Annotated in this window: 17 protein-coding genes; 9 read left to right on the top strand and 8 right to left on the bottom strand. The window is 54.5% G+C overall.

Going from position 1 to position 18,869, the window contains the following annotated elements; genetic code table 11:
• The first annotated feature begins 89 nt into the window (after positions 1-89).
• Both ACWVX6_RS01370 and ACWVX6_RS01365 read left to right on the top strand, forming a co-directional pair.
• Positions 90-614, top strand: coding sequence for an O-acetyl-ADP-ribose deacetylase (locus ACWVX6_RS01370; RefSeq protein WP_455152130.1), 525 nt, complete (start codon positions 90-92; stop codon positions 612-614).
• Positions 607-1,605 carry a helix-turn-helix transcriptional regulator gene (locus ACWVX6_RS01365; RefSeq protein WP_455152129.1) on the top strand — a complete coding sequence of 333 codons (999 nt, stop codon included), beginning with the start codon at positions 607-609 and terminating at the stop codon, positions 1,603-1,605. Before ACWVX6_RS01370 ends, ACWVX6_RS01365 begins: the two co-directional genes overlap by 8 nt.
• Positions 1,606-1,837: 232 nt before the next feature.
• On the opposite strand, the gene ACWVX6_RS01360 is transcribed toward ACWVX6_RS01365, so the two are convergent.
• From ACWVX6_RS01360 to metF, 3 genes are read right to left on the bottom strand one after another with little or no spacing between them, the layout of a single operon-like run.
• Positions 1,838-4,210 (bottom strand): homocysteine S-methyltransferase family protein, encoded by a 2,373-nt coding sequence (locus ACWVX6_RS01360; RefSeq protein WP_455152128.1) that lies wholly within the window; start codon positions 4,208-4,210, stop codon positions 1,838-1,840.
• 5 nt (positions 4,211-4,215) lie between these two features.
• Positions 4,216-4,860: a vitamin B12 dependent-methionine synthase activation domain-containing protein gene (locus ACWVX6_RS01355; RefSeq protein WP_455152127.1), complete on the bottom strand. Its 645-nt coding sequence runs from the start codon at positions 4,858-4,860 to the stop codon at positions 4,216-4,218.
• A complete protein-coding gene (metF, locus tag ACWVX6_RS01350) occupies positions 4,857-5,717 on the bottom strand; it encodes a methylenetetrahydrofolate reductase [NAD(P)H] (RefSeq protein WP_118359370.1) in 861 nt (286 codons plus the stop codon). The genes ACWVX6_RS01355 and metF overlap by 4 nt, the downstream gene beginning before the upstream one ends.
• 176 nt (positions 5,718-5,893) lie before the next feature.
• Here metF and ACWVX6_RS01345 point away from each other — a divergent pair, with 176 nt between their 5' ends.
• Both ACWVX6_RS01345 and thiD read left to right on the top strand, forming a co-directional pair.
• The gene (locus tag ACWVX6_RS01345) at positions 5,894-6,787 is read left to right on the top strand and encodes a radical SAM protein (protein ID WP_455152166.1); all 894 of its coding nucleotides are present in this window, start codon (positions 5,894-5,896) and stop codon (positions 6,785-6,787) included.
• 1 nt (position 6,788) lies between these two features.
• Complete coding sequence (gene thiD, locus ACWVX6_RS01340) at positions 6,789-7,586, top strand: bifunctional hydroxymethylpyrimidine kinase/phosphomethylpyrimidine kinase (RefSeq protein ID WP_455152126.1); 798 nt, start codon at positions 6,789-6,791, stop codon at positions 7,584-7,586.
• 236 nt (positions 7,587-7,822) lie between these two features.
• Here the strand turns inward: thiD and hydF are convergent, their stop codons facing one another.
• The 4 genes from hydF to ACWVX6_RS01320 all read right to left on the bottom strand — a co-directional run bounded on the left by hydF (position 7,823) and on the right by ACWVX6_RS01320 (position 11,871).
• The gene (gene hydF, locus ACWVX6_RS01335; protein WP_455152125.1) at positions 7,823-9,040 is read right to left on the bottom strand and encodes a [FeFe] hydrogenase H-cluster maturation GTPase HydF; all 1,218 of its coding nucleotides are present in this window, start codon (positions 9,038-9,040) and stop codon (positions 7,823-7,825) included.
• A 12-nt stretch (positions 9,041-9,052) separates the two neighbouring features.
• Positions 9,053-10,501, bottom strand: coding sequence for a [FeFe] hydrogenase H-cluster radical SAM maturase HydG (gene hydG / locus ACWVX6_RS01330; RefSeq protein ID WP_117488055.1), 1,449 nt, complete (start codon positions 10,499-10,501; stop codon positions 9,053-9,055).
• Between the two features lie 73 nt (positions 10,502-10,574).
• Positions 10,575-11,621 (bottom strand): [FeFe] hydrogenase H-cluster radical SAM maturase HydE, encoded by a 1,047-nt coding sequence (gene hydE / locus ACWVX6_RS01325; RefSeq protein ID WP_455152124.1) that lies wholly within the window; start codon positions 11,619-11,621, stop codon positions 10,575-10,577.
• Positions 11,614-11,871 (bottom strand): TM1266 family iron-only hydrogenase system putative regulator, encoded by a 258-nt coding sequence (locus ACWVX6_RS01320; RefSeq protein ID WP_110436788.1) that lies wholly within the window; start codon positions 11,869-11,871, stop codon positions 11,614-11,616. Before ACWVX6_RS01320 ends, hydE begins: the two co-directional genes overlap by 8 nt.
• A 426-nt stretch (positions 11,872-12,297) precedes the next feature.
• On the opposite strand from ACWVX6_RS01320, the gene nrdD reads away from it, so the two are divergent.
• From nrdD to ACWVX6_RS01305, 3 genes are read left to right on the top strand one after another with little or no spacing between them, the layout of a single operon-like run.
• On the top strand, positions 12,298-14,418 hold the full coding sequence (nrdD, locus tag ACWVX6_RS01315) for an anaerobic ribonucleoside-triphosphate reductase (RefSeq protein WP_118480065.1): 2,121 nt from the start codon (positions 12,298-12,300) through the stop codon (positions 14,416-14,418).
• 5 nt (positions 14,419-14,423) lie between these two features.
• The gene (nrdG, locus tag ACWVX6_RS01310; protein WP_119189370.1) at positions 14,424-14,918 is read left to right on the top strand and encodes an anaerobic ribonucleoside-triphosphate reductase activating protein; all 495 of its coding nucleotides are present in this window, start codon (positions 14,424-14,426) and stop codon (positions 14,916-14,918) included.
• A 16-nt stretch (positions 14,919-14,934) separates the two neighbouring features.
• Positions 14,935-15,450 (top strand): dCTP deaminase/dUTPase family protein, encoded by a 516-nt coding sequence (locus ACWVX6_RS01305; RefSeq protein ID WP_118285774.1) that lies wholly within the window; start codon positions 14,935-14,937, stop codon positions 15,448-15,450.
• 153 nt (positions 15,451-15,603) lie between these two features.
• Here ACWVX6_RS01305 and ACWVX6_RS01300 read toward each other — a convergent pair whose 3' ends face one another.
• Positions 15,604-15,750 (bottom strand): hypothetical protein, encoded by a 147-nt coding sequence (locus tag ACWVX6_RS01300; RefSeq protein ID WP_158557213.1) that lies wholly within the window; start codon positions 15,748-15,750, stop codon positions 15,604-15,606.
• A gap of 141 nt (positions 15,751-15,891) precedes the next feature.
• On the opposite strand from ACWVX6_RS01300, the gene ACWVX6_RS01295 reads away from it, so the two are divergent.
• Together ACWVX6_RS01295 and spoIVA are read left to right on the top strand one after the other, a co-directional pair.
• Positions 15,892-17,367 carry a DUF3794 domain-containing protein gene (locus ACWVX6_RS01295; RefSeq protein WP_455152123.1) on the top strand — a complete coding sequence of 492 codons (1,476 nt, stop codon included), beginning with the start codon at positions 15,892-15,894 and terminating at the stop codon, positions 17,365-17,367.
• Between the two features lie 14 nt (positions 17,368-17,381).
• Positions 17,382-18,857 carry a stage IV sporulation protein A gene (gene spoIVA, locus ACWVX6_RS01290; protein ID WP_455152122.1) on the top strand — a complete coding sequence of 492 codons (1,476 nt, stop codon included), beginning with the start codon at positions 17,382-17,384 and terminating at the stop codon, positions 18,855-18,857.
• Positions 18,858-18,869 lie beyond the last annotated feature (12 nt).

The raw sequence follows: 18,869 nt of genomic DNA, 5'->3' as shown, positions 1-18,869 counted from the left end.
TAACGCATTCTGCAATTTGCGTCAAACTTGCAATTTTCGGAAAAACAACGTATAATAAAGCCAACAACTTAATGGAAGGGGCATGGCTGATGAGCCGAATTTCTATTCAGCGCGGAGATATTACCCAATGCACGACAGATGCGATCGTAAACGCTGCCAACACGTCCCTGCTGGGCGGCGGCGGTGTGGACGGTGCCATTCATCGAGCGGCAGGACCGGAGCTGCTGGCGGAATGCCGCACGCTCGGCGGCTGTCGGACTGGCGAAGCCAAAGCAACACGAGCATATCGTCTGCCATGTCGGTATGTCATTCATACGCCGGGACCGATCTGGCGCGGTGGACATGCGGGTGAGGCGGTACTGCTGGCAGGCTGCTATCAAAACTGCCTGCGCATTGCATCTGAATTAAATTGCAAAACCGTGGCGTTTCCGTCCATCAGCACCGGTGTGTATCGCTTTCCGCTGAATCGTGCCGCTGAAATCGCTATCCGTACGATTGAGGAATATCTTTCAACACATGCAGAAATTGAGCAGGTAAGCATGATCTGCTTTGATGGAACCACGCTTTCGGCGTATCAAGACGCGCTTTCTGAACGTGAGGCTAACCATGTCTAAAAATCCGAATCAAAAGCTGAAGCTGCTGTATTTATACCAAATCCTGCTGCAGCGAACGGATGAGAACCATAAACTCACCACAGATGAACTGCGTGCGGCGCTCGAGCGCTGCGGCATTACCGCTGAGCGCAAAAGCATTTATTCGGACATCGAAGCACTCCAGAATTTTGGCCTGGATGTAATTTGTCAGAGAGGTACCGGCGGCGGCTATTACGTCGCGTCACGCGAATTTGAACTGCCCGAGCTCAAGCTGCTCGTGGATGCAATCCAGTGCTCCCGCTTTATCACCGAGAAGAAATCCAACGAGCTCATCGGCAAAATCGAGCACCTCACCAGTGACCATGAAGCACATACGCTCCAGCGTCAGGTGTATGTTTCCGAACGTGTGAAAACGCTTAATGAGCAGATTTACTACAATATTGATGCGCTGCATGCGGCCATATCCAACGATGTCCAGATTACGTTTCACTATTTCAACTGGGTGCTGAATTTCTCTGCCAGTCCGCGCATTCAAAAGCAGTACCGCCGAGATGGTGCGCGCTACCGCGTCAGTCCGTGGGCACTGACGTGGGACAATGAAAATTACTATCTGATTGCCTTCGATCACGATGCCGGTGAAATCCGCCACTACCGCGTAGATAAGATGGATTCACTTGTGCAGACCGACCTGCCTCGTGAGGGTAAACAGCTGTTCGATGATCGGTTTGACGCGGCAGCCTACTCCCGTAAGGTGTTCGGCATGTTCTCCGGCGAGGAGAAAACCGTGAAGCTGAAATGCCCGAACCGCTTTATCGGTGTCATGCTCGACCGCTTCGGCAGCAGTCTGCGTCTGTTTCCGGCGGATAACGAACATTTTTATCTGGATGTGGATGTTGTCGTCAGTCCGCAGTTTTTTTCCTGGGTGTTCAGTCTGGAAGGCGATGTGCGCATTGTAAACCCGCCGGAGGTCTGCGAAGCGTTTGAAAAGCAGATTCACAAATTCATAGACTAAGTACCGTTTAACGTACTTTCCTTTTGTTATACTATGTACAACAAAAGGAAAGGGGATGCGCAAGATGAACTGCACTCTCGAATATGTAAACGGACACATTGAAGTATATGACGGAACCGGCGCGTTTCTTTTCTCTGCCGACACCAAACAGGAGGCGCTTGAAGAACTCGAAGACGCCGCTTAATTTTATAAAAAAGAGACTGTATCGGTGATACAGTCTCTTTTCCTTATCTTATACGCCAAATACGGAATCCGCATAATGCACGGTTGCCATAGCGTCCTTCGCGTAGCAGTCCGCGCCGATGGAATCTGCGTATTCCTGCGTAAGCACGGCACCGCCGACAACGACTTTGGTGCCCGGTTTTCTCTCACGCAGCTGCTTAATGGTCTCTTCCATGCTGACAACCGTCGTCGTCATCAGTGCACTCAGGCCGACCACCGGAACATCTTCCTTGATAGCGGTATCAACGATCACCTCGGGCGGAACGTCCTTGCCGAGATCAAGCACCTGATAGGCGTAGTTTTCCAGCAAAACCTTGACAATATTCTTGCCGATATCGTGAATATCTCCCTTGACGGTCGCAAGAATAATTTTGCCCTTGATCTGCTGGCTCTCACCCTTCATCGCGTCCTTTACGACCTCAAAAGCCGCCTTGGCCGCTTCTGCGCTCATGAGCAGCTGCGGCAGGAACACGGTGCCCTTCTCGAATCCCTTGCCGACGCGATCAAGCGCCGGAATCAGCTCGTTGTTGACAACCTCGAGCGGCGGAACCGTCTGCAGCATTTCCTTTGCCGCGTCAATCGCACGTTCACGCAAGCCGCGTTCAATGCTCTCCGCGAGCGGCATCGCCGTGCTGCCTGCTGCTGCAGGAGCCGCCGCTGCCGGCTGGTTGCCGTAGGCCGCAATGTAGCCTGCGCACTGCTCATCCAGATTGGCCAGCGCCAGATAGGAACGGTACGACCTCATCATCGCCTCGTTATTCGGGTTGATGATCGCGCAGGACAGACCGCTCTGCATCGCCATTGTGAAGAAGTTCGAGTTGACAATCTCACGCTGCGGCAGACCGAACGAAATGTTCGACACGCCGAGAATCGAGTGACCGTGCAGCTCATCACGAATGCGGCGCAGCGTTTCGAGCGTTACGAGAGCCGAACCACTGTCCGACGAAATGGTCATCGCCAAACCGTCAATCACGATATCCTCATGCGGAATACCGTATTTCTCCGCTGTATCGTAAATCTTCTTTGCAATCCGGATGCGGCCCTCTGCCGTGGACGGAATGCCGTTTTCATCCAGTGCCAGACCAACAACAACACCGCCATACTTGCGTACAAGCGGGAACACAGCTTCCATGCTTTCCATCTTGCCGCTGACCGAATTGATCATCGGCTTGCCGTTGTACAGGCGCATGCCGCGCTCCATTGCGATGGTATCCGAGGTATCAATCTGCAGCGGCAGCGCGATAACACTCTGCAGGCGCGTAACAACGCGCTCCATCATCACGGGTTCGTCGATTTCAGGCAGACCGACGTTGACATCAAGAATATGTGCGCCGCTGTCCTCCTGCGCCATGCCTTCACCGAGGATGTACTCGATGTTATTCTCGCGCAGAGCTGCCTTGAATTTGCTCTTGCCGGTCGGGTTGATACGCTCACCAATGATAACCGGCTTCGGCCCGATCTCCACGGCCTGCGAGAACGAGGAGACCACCGTGCGGCGCTTGGCTACCGGCGGTCGGAACGGTACCTTACGGCACTTTTCGATGGTCAGCCGCAGATGCTCCGGCGTAGTGCCACAGCAGCCGCCAAGCGCCTGCACGCCCATGCCCGCGATTTCTTCCATCAGGTCGGAAAACTCAGCAGGCGCGATATCGAATACCGTCTTGCCGTTTTCGCTGCGCGGCAGACCGGCATTTGGGTTGACGATGATCGGCAGTGAGCTGACCTGCGTCAGACGCTCGATGATCGGGTGCATCTGCTTCGGACCAAGACCGCAGTTAACGCCGAGCGCGTCTACGCGCAAGCCCTCGAGCATGGCAACCGTGGAATCCACCGTGCCGCCGGTCAGCAGCTTGCCTTTTTCGTCGAAAATCAGCGTTACGAGCACCGGCAGATCGCAGTTTTCCTTGGCAGCCAACACAGCCGCCTTAGCCTCGTAGCTGTCGCTCATGGTTTCGATGAGCACGAGGTCTGCGCCCGCCGCCGCACCGATGCGAATGGTTTCTCCGAACAGCTCAACCGCCCGTTCAAACGGCAGATCGCCCATCGGCTGGAGCAGCTTGCCGGTCGGGCCGATGTCAAGCGCGATATAGGCATCCTCTCGGCCTGCCTGCTGACGCGCGGTTTTTGCATGCGAAACCGCAGCTTGCACGATTTCCTGCAGGTTATCCGGATATTTGAGGGCATTTGCACCGAAAGTGTTGGTGTTCACCACATCACAGCCGGCTTCAAAGTAGCTGCGGTTCAGCGCGATAATCTCATCCGGATGGGACAGATTCCATGTTTCCGGCAGTTCACCGGCTTTTAAGCCGTGCTCCTGCAGGATGGTGCCCATGCCGCCATCGAAAAATATCCATTCTTTTCCCAGTCGTTCGGTCAGTTTCATTCTTTTCATCTCCTGTAAGCGCAATCCGTCTTGCCGCATTCCTCACAGCCCTTGCGGTGACACGGCTGCGGTGTTTCAGACAGACCGATTACCGCCGTTACCGACTTGATAGGTGCCAGAAGACAGCTTTCAGTCACGGTCAAGCCAATCTTGCGCGGCGTATCCAGCAGGCGGCTGAAATCCCGCTGGTGTGCGATCGGAAAGTCGCCGTAGCCGGGGCTGAATCGCGGCCGACAGTACATGCCGCGCTGAGCGGCTTCCTGCCGGATGCATTCGTTGACCTCATCGCAATAGGTCTCGACCATGGCCGCTGCCGCCGCCTGATAGATCACCGCGTCGCTCATCCGGACTGCAGACGCGCGGGCAATCAGGCGATCCGGTCCGATGCCGAGCGTTGCTGCCATCAGACAGACCTCGCTGCAACCCTGCAGATTACGTGCCAGATTTTTGCTGTGAATTTGTACATCTGCGATCTCGAGCGTTTGCGCGTCAATATGCTGCAGCGGAAACACACGGTAGATCGACTTGGGTTCCGCCGCCTGCTGCAGTGCTTCACCGCATCGTGTCAGGCTGGCCTGCACTGCCTCATCCGGCTGCGTGCCGTGATAGCCCATGTAGCGAATGGCTTCCGATCTATCCAGTTCAATCACTTGAGAATCTCCGACAGGCTGGACTGAATGCCTGCGGCAATTTCCGGCTTGTTCATCGAGTAAACATGGATATGGTTGACGCCGTTTGCAATCAGGTCGATGATCTGCTCGGTCGCGTAGATAACGCCTGCCTGCTTCATAGCCGCCGGATTGTCACCGAAACGGTCAACGATGGCCTTGAAGCGTTCGGGCAGGTAGGTGCCGGACATGGAAGTGATACGCTTGATCTGCTTGACATTCGTCACCGGCATAATGCCCGCAACAACCGGAACCGTAATACCCTTTTCTCGAATGCGGTACAGGAAGTTGTACATGATGTTGTTATCAAAGAACATCTGCGTAGTCAGAAACTCACAGCCTGCGTCTACTTTCTCCTTGAGGTGCAGAATATCCTCGGTTTTATTGGCTGCCTCAACGTGACCCTCCGGGTAGCAGGCGCCGCCGACGCAGAAATCGCCCTGCGACTTGATATCGCGTACCAGCTCAGCGGCATAGTGGTAGTCAGAATGCGGAGCACCGCCCTCCGGAATATCACCGCGCAGTGCAAGAATGTTCTCGATACCGGCATCCTTATACTTTTTTACCATCGCTGCAACGTGCTCACGGGTAGAGGAAACACAGGTCAGATGGGTCAGAACGGTAACATCATACTTCTTCTTGAGATCTGCCGCGATGTTGACAGTGTGTTCGCTCGTGCCGCCGCCTGCACCGTATGTAACGCTCATAAAGTCCGGACGCAATGCCGCAATTTCCTGCGTTGCGTGCGCGACAGACTCATAGCTGCTGTTGGTCTTGGGCGGGAATACCTCAAAAGAAAGGGTTACTTTATCCTGATTCAAAAGTTGAGAAACCTTCATATTGCATCTCCTATATTTCTACTCGTATTTCTGTTTAATAAAAGACACGATTTTGATCCGCGCGAAAATTCTATACGTTCCAAAGCCGTAGTGTTTATTATATCACATTTCCCTACTTTATTTCCAGCCAAAAATACGATATAATATACCGTATCGGAGGGATTATTTTGACCGATATGCTTAAGAACTGTCAGCTGTGTCCGCGCGCCTGCGGCGCAAACCGCACAAAGAACCGCGGAGCCTGCGGTGCAGGCGTTGAAATCGAAGCCGCACGCGCGTCGCTGCATATGTGGGAGGAGCCGCCTATTTCGGGTACAAATGGCTCGGGCACGGTGTTTTTCTCCCATTGCTCGCTCGGCTGTGTGTTCTGCCAAAATCGCAAGATCAGCCGCAGAGAGGCCGAGGGACAGAACATTACGGTAAACGCACTGGCGAAAACCTTTCTCTCTCTGGAGAAAAAAGGTGCGCATAACATCAACCTTGTTACCGGCGCCCATTATGTGCCGCAAATTATCGAAGCGCTGCAAATTGCCCGAAAACGGGGGCTTTCGCTTCCTATTGTATACAATTCCAGCGGATATGAGCAGGTGGAAACGCTGCAGCTGCTCGATGGTCACATTGACATCTATCTGCCGGATTACAAGTATTACAGCAGCTACTACGCAGGTCTGTACTCGCATGCGGAGGATTACCGTGAGTTCGCCGTTCCGGCTATTGATGAAATGGTGCGCCAGACAGGTGCACCGCAGTTTGATAAAAATGGCCTGCTGAAGCGCGGCACCGTCATCCGGCATTTGATGCTGCCCGGACTGGCCGGCGACACCGCGCAGGTACTTCGGGATATCGCCTCTCGATGGGGCGACAGCGTGCTTGTCAGTCTTATGCGGCAGTACACGCCGTTTGATATGCAGGATTATCCCGAGCTTGACCGCACCATCACCGCAGAGGAGTACGCAGATGCCTGTACGCTGTTCGGTGAGCTTGGACTCGGCGGCTTTTTTCAGCAAGATGAATCCATCAGCGAGAGCTTTATTCCCGCCTTTGACGGCACAGGATTGGAGGAAAACTAACATGAAAACCGTTCTCAGCATTGCAGGCACCGACCCGACAGGCGGCGCAGGTATTCAGACCGACCTGAAAACCTTTGAAGCCTTCGGCGTGTATGGCATGGCCGTTATCACTGTCGTGTGCGCACAAAATACCACTGGCGTATTCGGTATGCAGCCGGTTTCCGCTGAACTGGTTGGCAAGCAAATTGACTGTGTGTTTGACGATATTCGCCCGGATGCTATCAAGGTCGGTATGCTGTATGACGCAGAGATTATTCACACAGTAGCGGAGCGCTTGAAGGCGTACCACGCCAAGAATATCGTACTCGACCCGGTAATGATGTCCTCAAGCGGTACCGAGCTGCTGCATCACGATGCGGCAAAGGTTCTGCAGGAGGAGCTGTTCCCGCTGTGCACCTTGGTAACGCCTAATCTGCATGAGGCAGCTGCTGTCTGCAGCCATAACATCACCAATCGTGAAGATATGGAGCAGGCAGCACGCGAAATCGTCGGCAAGACCGGCGGCGCCGTTCTGGTCAAGGGTGGTCATCTGGCAGACTGCGCAGATGATCTGCTGTTTGACGGCACAGAAATGCACTGGCTTCCCGCGCCGCGTATTGACAACCCGAACACGCACGGTACCGGCTGCACGCTATCCAGTGCAATCGCATGCGGACTGGCACAGGGCGTGTCGCTCATCGGCAGCGTCAAGCGGGCCAAGCGGTATCTGACCGCCTGCATTGACTTCAAGCTGGATCTTGGTCACGGTTCCGGTCCGCTGCAGCACCGCATTGCGAATTGGGAGAACCGGCATGCGTGAACTGCGACGCATTCTCGGTGCAGATCAAGCATTTCAATCTTTCAAAATGTAATCAGAAAAAAGCGCAAAGAACACAGGGACGAAAGGCCGAAGAAGGCTTCTTGCCCCTGCGCTCATTTACACTGCACCGGTGTTGTTTCACACCATAATCTAAAGCAAAAAGACGAGTAAGCAAACCCCATTCGGAGAAACTTACTCGTCTTTTCTTGCGCGCTGTTTTCAGCGCGCCCCATGTTTTATCCTTTTGCGGTGCTGCTCCATGCCTGATGCAGATCAGGGAACGGAGCAAGCGCACGATCGAGAATGCCGTGCATATGAGCAATGGCAATGCCATAGTTGGTCATCGGCACATTCCGCTCGGCGCTGTGCCGCAGACGATACTGCATTTCCCGCTCGTTCAGCATGCAGCCGCCGCAGTGCACGACAAGTGCGTACTTGCTCACGTCCTCAGGAAACTCATTACCCGCGGTAAATGAGAACTGCACATCCTTGCCGGTAAACCTGCGAATCCAGTTCGGCAGTTTTTCCGTGCCGATATCGCCGCACTGGCGGTGATGCGTGCAGCCTTCGGAGATGAGCACAGTATCGCCATCCTGCAAAGAATTCAGCTGTGCAGCACCGAGAATCGCCTGCCGCAGATTGCCTTTGTATCGGGCAAACAGGATGGAGAACGAGGTCAGCTGGACATTTTTCGGCACCAGCTTGTCCACAATGCCGAACGCCTGCGAGTCCGTGATAACCAGCCTCGGCGGCTCACGCAGGGATTCCAGCGTGCGGGTCAGCTCGGTTTCGCGGGTGACAAGCGAAATTGCGCCTGCTTCCAGAATATCGCGGATGGTCTGCTGCTGCGGCAGGATCAGCCGGCCTTTCGGTGCGGCTGAGTCGATCGGCACGACCAGTACGACTGTGTCATTCGGCGCAAGCAGGTCAGCAACCAGACGTTTTTCCGGCTCGGTCGGCTTGACGGCTCGTGCGATCAGTTCCTTGAGTTCGCGGATGTTGCTGTCGGCTGCTGCGCTGACGTAAATCTCGTTTTCCGGCATGGCGGCAGGAACCGAAGTCAAATCCGCCTTGTTGTGCGCGATGACAAACGGAATCTCCCGCTTGTGGAACAGCTCGATAAGCTCCTGCTCGGCAGGCTGCAAACCGCGCGTGCTGTCCGTGACAAGAACCGCAATATCCGTCTTTTCCAGCACGCGGAGCGCCCGGCGGACACGTTCCTCACCGAGCGTGCCCTCATCATCAATGCCCGGTGTGTCAATGATAACCACCGGACCGATAGGGAGCAGTTCCATCGCCTTCTGCACCGGATCGGTGGTCGTGCCCTTGACATCGGAAACAATGGACAGTGTTTGTCCGGTCACGCGGTTTACCACGCTGGATTTGCCCGCATTGCGCAGGCCGAAAAAGCCGATGTGTACGCGCTCGCCGGAGGGCTGTGCGTTCAGTCCCATAGGAAACCCTCCTTAGAAGCGGAAATCACGGCGGTTGGAGCTGCAGATATCCTTGATATGCTCGGCTGCAATTTCGCGTACCTTATCGCGCGGAATTTTTTTAAGTTCCTCCTGAATCAGCTCCATGCCGACGCGCCTGGTGTCCTCGCTTGCGTAATCGACCAGATACTCCGCGAGTGTCATCAATGCGTTCGGGTGGCAGCAGTTGAGGATCTGGCCGCTCTTGCACAGGCTCATGAAACGGTCGCCGGTGCGCCCCTCACGGTAGCAGGCGGTGCAGAACGACGGAATAAACCCAAGCTGCATGAGCCAGTGAACAACCTCATCGAGCGAGCGCTGATCGGATACATCAAACTGCTCAGAGTCGTGCGGACGCTCCTCTTCCTCATAGCCGCCGACCGAGGTACGGGAAGCACCGCTGATCTGCGAAATACCCAGACCAAGCGCCCGCTCACGCACCTGCTGGCTCTCGCGGGTGGAGATGATCATGCCGGTGTACGGCACGGCAATGCGGATGCACGCGATAACCTTTGCAAACAGCTCGTCACTCAGGCCGTTGTCGAATACATCCGGGTCAATATCGTCCGCGCGCTTGATACGCGGCACGCTGATAGTATGCGGGCCAACGCCGTGTACAGCCTCTAGATGCTCGGCGTGCATGAGCAGACCGGCGAACTCGTACTTGTACATCTCCAGACCGAACAGAACACCCAGACCAACGTCGTCGATACCGCCGTCCATCGCGCGATCCATTGCTTCGGTGTGGTAGTCGTAATCGTGCTTCGGACCTGCCGGATGCAGCTTGAGGTAGCTCTGCTTGTGATAGGTCTCCTGGAACAGAATGTAAGTGCCGATGCCGGCGTCCTTCAGCTTGCGGTAGTTCTCGACTGTGGTCGCCGCAATGTTGACGTTGACACGTCGAATTGCACCGTTTTTATGCTTGATGGAGTAAATGGTGTTGATGCACTCGAGAATGTACTCGATCGGGTTGTTGACCGGGTCCTCACCGGCCTCGATGGCAAGGCGCTTGTGACCCATATCCTGCAGTGCGATAACCTCGCGGGCAACCTCTTCCTGCGTCAGCTTTTTGCGAGTGATATGGCGGTTTTTTGCGTGATACGGACAGTAAACGCAGCCGTTCACGCAGTAATTCGACAGATACAGCGGCGCAAACATAACAATACGGTTGCCGTAGAACGCCAGCTTGATCTCCTCGGCCAGCTGATACATCTGCTCGATCTTTTCGGGAATATCGCAGGCCAGCAGCACGGAGGCTTCGCGATGCGTCAGACCGGCACAGTGTACGCCGGTGGCGGTCTTCTGCGGACGGGCCTTTTCCAGAATGCTGTCAATCAGCTCGATGTTGTGCTTGTTCTCCTCGGCGTATTTCAGCGTTTCAAGGATTTCCTCATGGTTGATAAACTCCTCTGCATGGAGTGATTTCGGGTTGTACTGAGCCATTTTTTTCGTTTTCCTTTCTTATCTTGCGGTCAGAAGATTACTCTTTCCGTCAGAGTCCCTTAAAATGTATCACTTATCGGATAATATCTCCGCGTGCGGTAACAATCCGGCAGCCGACCGACGCCACACGGCGCGACAGGCAGCCGATGCACTGTGCAGCCTCCTCGCCGGTGCATAGTTTGCCGTCGTACAGTGCATATTTTTTTCGCACCCCAAGCGGAGACAGATTGGGCATCACTACGTTTGCACCAGCCTGTAGTCCGCGCTCGCGGCCGTCCGGTCGGATGGTGCCGAGCGCCGTTGTGGCGGGCAGCAGCAAATTCGGCTGGATCAGCCGCAGCAGTGACAGCAGATACACCGTCTGCTCGCACGTTCCTGCCGGAAAATCGCGGAACGGTGTGTCTTTCTGCGGAATAAACGGGCCGATACCGCACATCTCCGGCCGAAATTCTTCGATGAACTTTAAGTCCTCAGCGAGTGTCCGCGCCGTCTGATACGGCGAGCCGACCATAAAGCCACAGCCGGTCTGGTAGCCGATGTCCTTCAAATCGTGCAGGCAGCGCATACGGTTGTCGAACAACATGGAGGACGGATGCAGCTTTTCATAATGCGCCTTATCGGCGGTTTCGTGACGGAGCAGATAACGGTCCGCGCCTGCGTCGAACATCGCCTGATAGGCTTCACGAGGGAACTCTCCGAGCGACAGCGTTACTGCACAGTCCGGAAACTCGGCTTTGATCTGTCGTACCAGATGGCAAACCACATCGACTGAGAATGCGCTGTCCTCGCCGCCCTGCATGACAAAAGTGCGGAAGCCGAGCGCATAACCTTCCCGGGCACAGTCCAGTATCTGCGCCTCGGTCAGTCGATAGCGGTCACACGCAGGATTGGAACGCCGGATACCGCAGTAATAGCAGTCGTTGCGGCAGATATTGCCGATTTCGATCAGTCCGCGAATGTACACATCCGTACCGTATACCTGCTTTCGTAAGGCAACCGCTTTCTCTGCGGCATAGGCTGCCAGTTCATCGCTCTGGTTTTCGATTAGATATTCGTATTCCTCTATTGACAGGCTGTGCTGCGCTTCCAGCCGGTCAATGAGCTGCTTCTCCTTATTCATCGCTCTGCACATTGGAGTACGCGGTCTTGACGCTGATGCCGTCCAGATTGCCGATTTTGCCGGACAAAGCTGAAATCACATCCTGCGGCGCATCAATGGCGATGGACACAATGTTGATATTGCGCGCTCGATAGGGAATACCCATGCGCCCGATGATATAGCTGCCGTACTCATGCAGCAGGGTATTGAGCCGTTCCACAGAATCCGTGTTCTCTACCACGATTCCCATGACGGCAACTCTTGTTTGCATAAAAACACCTCGGAATAAAAAATAACTGCGTCCTCTGAAAGACGCAGTCCGATACAGATATAAACGGCGCTTCCGTGCAAGAAACGCTGCAATACGATATGGACGGCTCCTTTCATGCAGAATCTGCGGACGCAGAGGCTTACTGTCAGGATCGCTACATCTATTATAGAGGATAGTCGGCAGACCCGCAAGCAAAACCGACGATTTTGTGCAAAGAATTATTTTCGCAAAAATATGTATGATATTTTTGTCGAATTTTATCCTTCCAAATCTATATCTTGTATGGTACAATGCAATAGCGGCACATGATATATGGGTATGCACTTTTACGCTTTGCCTGTAAACAGCAGTGCTTTTTTGTTCGCTTTTTATCGGACAATATGATATAATGATGAACGTATGAAATTTAGAGAGGAAGAACAACACATGGTTCGAGTTGTCAAAAAGGATCACACCAAAGAACCGTTTAACATCCAGAAGGTTGTTATCGCCGTCAATAAGTCGGCAAACCGTGTCCTCTACAACTTTACAGAGGATGAGTTGAAGTCGATCTGCAATCATGTCGAGGGTTATATCCGTGACCATCACATGACCGAGATTCAGATCTGGCAAATGCACAACATCGTTGAGTCTGCACTTGAGTCGGTGCAGCCGGAGGTTGCCAAAAGCTACCGCGACTACCGCAACTATAAGCAGGATTTTGTCGGCATGCTGGACAGCGTATACCAGAAAAGCCAGTCTATCATGTATATCGGCGATAAGGAAAATTCCAACACGGATTCTGCGCTGGTCTCCACTAAGCGCAGCCTGATCTTCAATCAGCTCAACAAGGAGCTATACCAGAAGTTCTTTATGAACACCGAGGAACTGCAGGCCTGTCGGGACGGCTACATTTACGTCCACGATATGTCGGCACGCCGCGATACCATGAACTGCTGCCTGTTTGATGTAGCGAGTGTCCTCAAGGACGGCTTTGAGATGGGCAATCTGTGGTACAACGAGCCGAAAACACTTAATGTTGCATTTGACGTGATCGGTGATATCGTGCTTTCCGCTGCAAGCCAGCAGTATGGCGGCTTTACCGTGCCGTCGGTCGATCTGCTGCTCGAGCCGTATGCCGAGCGCAGCTACAAAATGCTGACCGAGAAGTATACTCGTCTGGGACTGGATGCTGATACGGTCGAGAAGGAAGTTATGGCGGACATTCTCAACGACTTTGAGCAGGGCTTCCAGGGCTGGGAGTACAAGTTCAACACGGTAGCATCCAGCCGCGGCGACTATCCGTTCATCACCATGACAATGGGAACCGGCACCGGTCGTTTTGCCAAGCTGGCCTCCATTACCATGCTGAATGTACGCCGCAAGGGGCAGGGCAAAAAAGGCCAGAAAAAGCCGGTCCTGTTCCCAAAGATCGTATTCCTGTACGATGAGAACTTGCACGGTCCCGGCAAGCTGCTCGAGGATGTATTTGAAGCCGGTATCCTGTGCTCGTCCCGTGCGATGTATCCGGACTGGCTGTCGCTGACCGGTGAAGGCTATGTGCCGAGTATGTATAAGAAGTACGGCGCGATCATCAGTCCGATGGGCTGCCGCGCGTTCCTGTCTCCGTGGTACGAGCGCGGCGGCATGAAGCCCGCTGATGAGAGCGACAAGCCGGTATTTGTCGGTCGCTGGAACATTGGCGCGGTATCGCTGCACCTGCCGATGATCTACGCTAAGGCACAGCAGGAGAGCCGTCCGTTCCGCGAGGTGCTGGACTACTATCTGGAGCTTATCCGCAAGCTGCACATCCGCACCTATGCATACCTGGGGGAGATGCGTGCATCTACCAATCCGTTGGCGTACTGCGAGGGCGGCTTCTACGGCGGACATCTCAAGCCGTCGGACAAGATCAAGCCGATCATGAAAACCGCTACCGCATCGTTCGGCATTACTGCACTCAACGAGCTGCAGGAACTGTACAACGGTAAATCGCTTGCCGAGGACGGTCAGTTTGCCCTCGAAACACTGCAGTATATCAACGATAAGGTCGAGCAGTTCAAGAACGAGGACGGCAATCTGTATGCTATCTACGGTACACCGGCAGAGAGTCTGTGCGGTTTGCAGGTCGAGCAGTTCCGCAAGAAATACGGCATCATCGAGGGTGTTTCCGATCGTCCGTATGTCTCCAACAGCTTCCACTGCCACGTTACCGAGGACCTGACACCGATTCAGAAGCAGGATCTTGAGGGGCGTTTCTGGAATCTGTGCAACGGCGGCAAGATCCAGTATGTCAAGTACCCGATTGACTACAACCATGAGGCGATTCGCTCTCTGGTGCGCCGCGCCATGGCAAAGGGCTTCTATGAGGGTGTCAATCTTTCACTCGCGTACTGCGATGACTGCGGTCATGAGGAGCTTTCCATGGACGTCTGCCCGAAGTGCGGCAGCCGCAACCTTACCAAAATCGAGAGAATGAACGGCTATCTTTCCTACTCTCGCGTGAAGGGCGATACGCGCCTGAACGATGCCAAGATGGCCGAAATTGCTGAAAGAAAGAGTATGTAACACGAATGCAGTATCACAATATAACCAAGGACGATATGCTCAACGGCGATGGCCTGCGTGTTGTGCTGTGGGTGGCCGGCTGCGGACACGCCTGTCCCGGCTGTCACAACCCCATCACATGGGACGCGGAAGGCGGTCTGCTGTTTGATCAGGCAGCAAAGGCTGAGCTGTTCACCGAGCTTGGCAAGGACTATATCTCCGGCATCACGTTTTCCGGCGGCGATCCGCTTTTCCCCGGAAACCGCGAGGAGATCAGCGAGCTGTGCCGCGAGATTCGGCAAAAGTTTCCGGATAAGACCATCTGGCTGTATACCGGCTACCGCTGGGAGGAAATCAAGTGGCTGCCGTTTCTTGATCAGATTGACGTGCTGATCGACGGTCGTTTTGTACAGGCGCAGGCCGATCCGCAGCTTCACTGGCGCGGCAGTGCCAACCAGCGCGTGATCGATGTTCCGCGCACGCTTGCGGCCAACAATATCGTCCTGCATGACGATAAGTAAAAAGGAGTGCTGAATTATGCAACAGATCGCACAGTTTTTCAAGGTATCCGAGGAACAGTTTGTCCGTGACTGGTGCGCGGCTACCCGCCGCAGTGCGGATGAGGCCAAGAAGGTCTATCAGAACATCCGGCTGCCGCGCCGCGCGACCAAAGGCTCTGCCGGCTATGATTTTTTTGCGCCGGAAAGCTTTACGCTTGTTCCGCATGAGACCATCCTTATTCCGACTGGTATCCGCGTTATGATCGAGGACGGCTGGGTGCTGAGCCTGTACCCGCGTTCCGGTCTGGGCTTCCGTCACCGTCTGCAGCTTGACAATACGGTTGGCATTATCGACAGCGACTACTTTGAGGCTAAAAATGAAGGACACATTCTCATTAAGATGACCAGCGACGATCACAAGGGCAAAACCCTATCGGTTGCCGCCGGCGACGGCTTTGCACAAGGTATTTTCCTGCCGTTCGGTATCACCGTGGACGATGAGGCTGACGGTGAACGCACCGGCGGCTTCGGCAGCACGACTGAAAAGAAGTAACAATTCCATAAACAGCCAAAAGCGCATTCACAGAGATTTATCTGCGAATGCGCTTTTTCTTATGCCCTGTTTACATGAAACAGGCAGCACAGGATCCCGCGTAAGCACTTGGGACTTTTCCATACAACAACCTTCATCATACCTTACCCTCCTTCAGCACTGCAGCAGGAACAGCCCTGCCGCGATCACTGCCAGTGCAATCAGCCACACCGGCAGACAGGATGGGAGCAGACTGCCTAGCAGCAAGCCTGTTCCAAACATAAATACGGCAAGGCCGATCGCCTGACCACGGCAGAACATAGCGCATCACGCTCCTGTTACCAGTATAAGCAGCTCGGATAGAAAATGTGACAGCAAAGCGAAACCGATCTGCTCATATTTTACGCAAGCGCTTCATATGGTAATGCAGGAGCAGCGGTGAAACCAAAGGAGGCAGCATCAATGGAACTGAATCAAACAAGCATCTGCTACTACGAAAAGAAATTAGCGCATATCTCTGCGGCGACAGAGAGTGCGGATTCGATTGTGCCGGACACGTTTCCGGATATCGGACGAATCGTGTGCGCGTATGGTACGGCGGTCATCAAGGACCAGACTCCGCAGAATGGTCGCCTGTTGGTATCTGGCACCGTGCAGACGACCGTACTGTACGAACCGGAAAACGGCGGTAAACTGCGTCGGCTCTCCGTGCCGGTCACGTTTGCACATATTGAGGAATGCGAGGGTGTCTCGGCAGAATCTGTCTGCAGCACCGTGTGCCGCATTGCTGCGGTAGAGGCCGAAGCTATGAACAGCCGCAAGGTGTGCGTCAGCGTTCAGCTTTGCCTTTTAACCGAAGGCTACTGCAAAGTAGAGTGCGACGTGACAGAATCGGTCGAACTGGACAGCATAGAATGCCTGAGCCATTTGCAGAGCATAACGCTGCTGGAGCAGGTACGCAGTTATCCGGTGACAATACTGGACGACATACAGCTTGCGGATGCAGCGGAGCTGTCCCTTCTGCACACCGACTGCACGATGCAGGTATCCGAGTGCCGCGCCATGCATGGCAGAATCATCGTGAAAGGTGAAGCGATACTGCACTGTCTTGCCATGCAGGAGGATGATGCTGTGCGCGTACTGAACAACAGCACGCCGTTCACGCAGATTCTCGAGTTGCCGGAAGCAGAAGAAGGCGCCCTGACCGCAGTTCATATGACCGTATCCGAGGCAGACTGCCGATTGGAATCCGATGGCATGTTGTCCTGCACCATCGGCGCACAGGCAATAGTACTGCTGCGGCAGGAGCGCAAGCTACGCTGCATCGAGGATATGTATCTGCCCGGCAAGGTGCTTGCTGCGCAGGCAGAACATCCTGCATTGCAGAATATGCCGTCCGCGCAGCCGTTTACCGCCGAAGGCAGTGAGACCTTGCAGACTGCACAGCATGTTTCTCATGTGATTGCCGCGCAGGCGGTCTGCTGCGGCGCAAAGCGCGTATCGGAGAGCGAGCTGCAGGTCAAAGCCGGTGTTCGTGTGCTGTATTTGAGTGATGAACAGCAGCTTTGCGCAGTGCAGCGTATTGTACCGCTGACCATGCCGTATAGTGAAGTCGGAGAGCCGGAAGATCTTACACTTTCAGCACGCGCCACAGCGGCGGGTGAGCGCGGATTGCTTTTGACTGTCAACGCAAACGGCACTGCTGCAACACAGGAGCGCGTGACGTTCTGCTATATCTCTGCGCTGGAGATCAAGCCAAAGGAGAGCAGACATAACGGCGTAACACTGGTGCTCAGGCAAATCACCGGCGAAGAACGGCTATGGGACATTGCCAAAAACTGCGGTACGACCGAGCAGGCCATCCGCTGTGCAAATGACTTGCCGGCAGAGGCAGAGTGTGTGCAGAATGCCATGCTGCTGATTCCGATTCAGGACTGAAAGGCGGGAAGAGAATGGAAAACCAGATTTACGACCAAATCAGCAGCCGTACCGGCGGTGATATTTATATTGGTGTTGTCGGTCCGGTTCGTACGGGCAAATCCACATTTATCAAGCGGTTCATGGAGACTATGGTGCTGCCCGATATGGAGAATCCCTACAAGCGGGAGCGTGCACGGGATGAATTGCCGCAGTCTGGCACCGGACGGACAATTATGACTGCCGAACCGAAATTTGTGCCGGAAGAAGCGGCGGAAATCGCTCTGCCGGAAGGCGGCGCATGCCGGGTACGGCTGGTGGACTGCGTAGGCTATCTGGTAGAGGGCGCACTCGGCGGCATGGAGGGAGATACACCGCGCATGGTATCTACACCGTGGCAGGAGGAACCCATGACACTGGCCGAAGCGGCAGAGATCGGCACGCACAAGGTTATCGGTGAACACTCTACCATCGGACTGGTGGTGACGACCGACGGCAGCTTTACCGAGCTGCCGCGTGAAGCCTATATACCGGCAGAAAAACGCGTAATCGAGGAACTGCAGTCACTCGGCAAGCCGTTTCTCGTGCTGGTAAACTCGTCAGAGCCGAACGGCGAAGCAGCACAGTGCGTATGCGCCGAGCTGCAGTCGCAGTACGGGATTGCACCGATTGCGGTGAACTGTCTTGAACTGGATGAGAGCGGCATTGCGGATATTCTGCAGCAGGTGCTGTATGAATTTCCGGTCTGCGAGATTGGTTTTGTCCTTCCGCGTTATATCGGTACTCTGCCGCTGCATCATCCGGTGCAGAACAGCATTTACCAGTGCATTCGCACAGCCGCCGCCGACGGAGAGAAAATGCGTGATGTACAGAAGCTATGCCGTACCCTCGAAGAGAACGAATACGTCGAGCGGGCGAGCGTGGACAATATGGCGCTCGGCAGCGGCTCGGCGGTCGTGCATGTGGACGTACCGGAAACCGTATTCTACGGCATTGTCGGCGAGCAGACCGGCATTCAGGTGCGGGATGACGCAGATTTGATTCGTGTGCTTGAGGATTTCGCTGCAGTGAAACAGCAGTACGAACGGCTGCATGGTGCGCTCGATCAGGTATATCAGACCGGTTACGGCATTGTGATGCCGTCGGTGGAGGAGCTGTCGCTCGAGGAACCGGAAATCGTTCGGCAGGGAGGGCGGTATGGTGTGCGTCTGCGGGCTTCTGCACCATCCATCCATATGATGCGGGCCAACATCAAAGCCGAGGTCAATCCGATCGTCGGCACGGAAAAGCAGTCGGAAGAACTGGTACACTATCTGCTCAGCGAGTTTGAGGAACAGCCGGAGAAGATTTGGGAGACCAATATTTTCGGAAAGTCGCTCAATGAACTCGTGCGTGAGGAACTGTCGCACAAATTGAGCCGTATGCCGGATGATGCCCGTGGTAAAATCCGCGAAACACTGGAAAAGATCATCAATGAAAGCGCAGGAGGACTCATTTGCATCATCCTGTGAAATCGGGCGTGC

The sequence above is a fragment of the Butyricicoccus sp. genome (assembly GCF_977037065.1).
The sequence above is the reverse complement of the archived record's forward strand: the minus strand, read 5'-3'. Positions and strand labels throughout refer to the sequence as shown.

Bases quoted from the DNA above. Each gene is read 5' to 3' on its own strand.
- ACWVX6_RS01370 (WP_455152130.1), top strand. From the start codon at position 90: ATGAGCCGAATTTCTATTCAGCGCGGAGATATTACCCAATGCACGACA.
- ACWVX6_RS01365 (WP_455152129.1), top strand. From the start codon at position 607: ATGTCTAAAAATCCGAATCAAAAGCTGAAGCTGCTGTATTTATACCAA.
- ACWVX6_RS01360 (WP_455152128.1), bottom strand. From the start codon at position 4,210: ATGAAACTGACCGAACGACTGGGAAAAGAATGGATATTTTTCGATGGC.
- metF (WP_118359370.1), bottom strand. From the start codon at position 5,717: ATGAAGGTTTCTCAACTTTTGAATCAGGATAAAGTAACCCTTTCTTTT.
- ACWVX6_RS01345 (WP_455152166.1), top strand. From the start codon at position 5,894: ATGCTTAAGAACTGTCAGCTGTGTCCGCGCGCCTGCGGCGCAAACCGC.
- thiD (WP_455152126.1), top strand. From the start codon at position 6,789: ATGAAAACCGTTCTCAGCATTGCAGGCACCGACCCGACAGGCGGCGCA.
- hydF (WP_455152125.1), bottom strand. From the start codon at position 9,040: ATGGGACTGAACGCACAGCCCTCCGGCGAGCGCGTACACATCGGCTTT.
- hydG (WP_117488055.1), bottom strand. From the start codon at position 10,501: ATGGCTCAGTACAACCCGAAATCACTCCATGCAGAGGAGTTTATCAAC.
- hydE (WP_455152124.1), bottom strand. From the start codon at position 11,621: ATGAATAAGGAGAAGCAGCTCATTGACCGGCTGGAAGCGCAGCACAGC.
- ACWVX6_RS01320 (WP_110436788.1), bottom strand. From the start codon at position 11,871: ATGCAAACAAGAGTTGCCGTCATGGGAATCGTGGTAGAGAACACGGAT.
- nrdD (WP_118480065.1), top strand. From the start codon at position 12,298: ATGGTTCGAGTTGTCAAAAAGGATCACACCAAAGAACCGTTTAACATC.
- nrdG (WP_119189370.1), top strand. From the start codon at position 14,424: ATGCAGTATCACAATATAACCAAGGACGATATGCTCAACGGCGATGGC.
- ACWVX6_RS01305 (WP_118285774.1), top strand. From the start codon at position 14,935: ATGCAACAGATCGCACAGTTTTTCAAGGTATCCGAGGAACAGTTTGTC.
- ACWVX6_RS01300 (WP_158557213.1), bottom strand. From the start codon at position 15,750: ATGTTCTGCCGTGGTCAGGCGATCGGCCTTGCCGTATTTATGTTTGGA.
- ACWVX6_RS01295 (WP_455152123.1), top strand. From the start codon at position 15,892: ATGGAACTGAATCAAACAAGCATCTGCTACTACGAAAAGAAATTAGCG.
- spoIVA (WP_455152122.1), top strand. From the start codon at position 17,382: ATGGAAAACCAGATTTACGACCAAATCAGCAGCCGTACCGGCGGTGAT.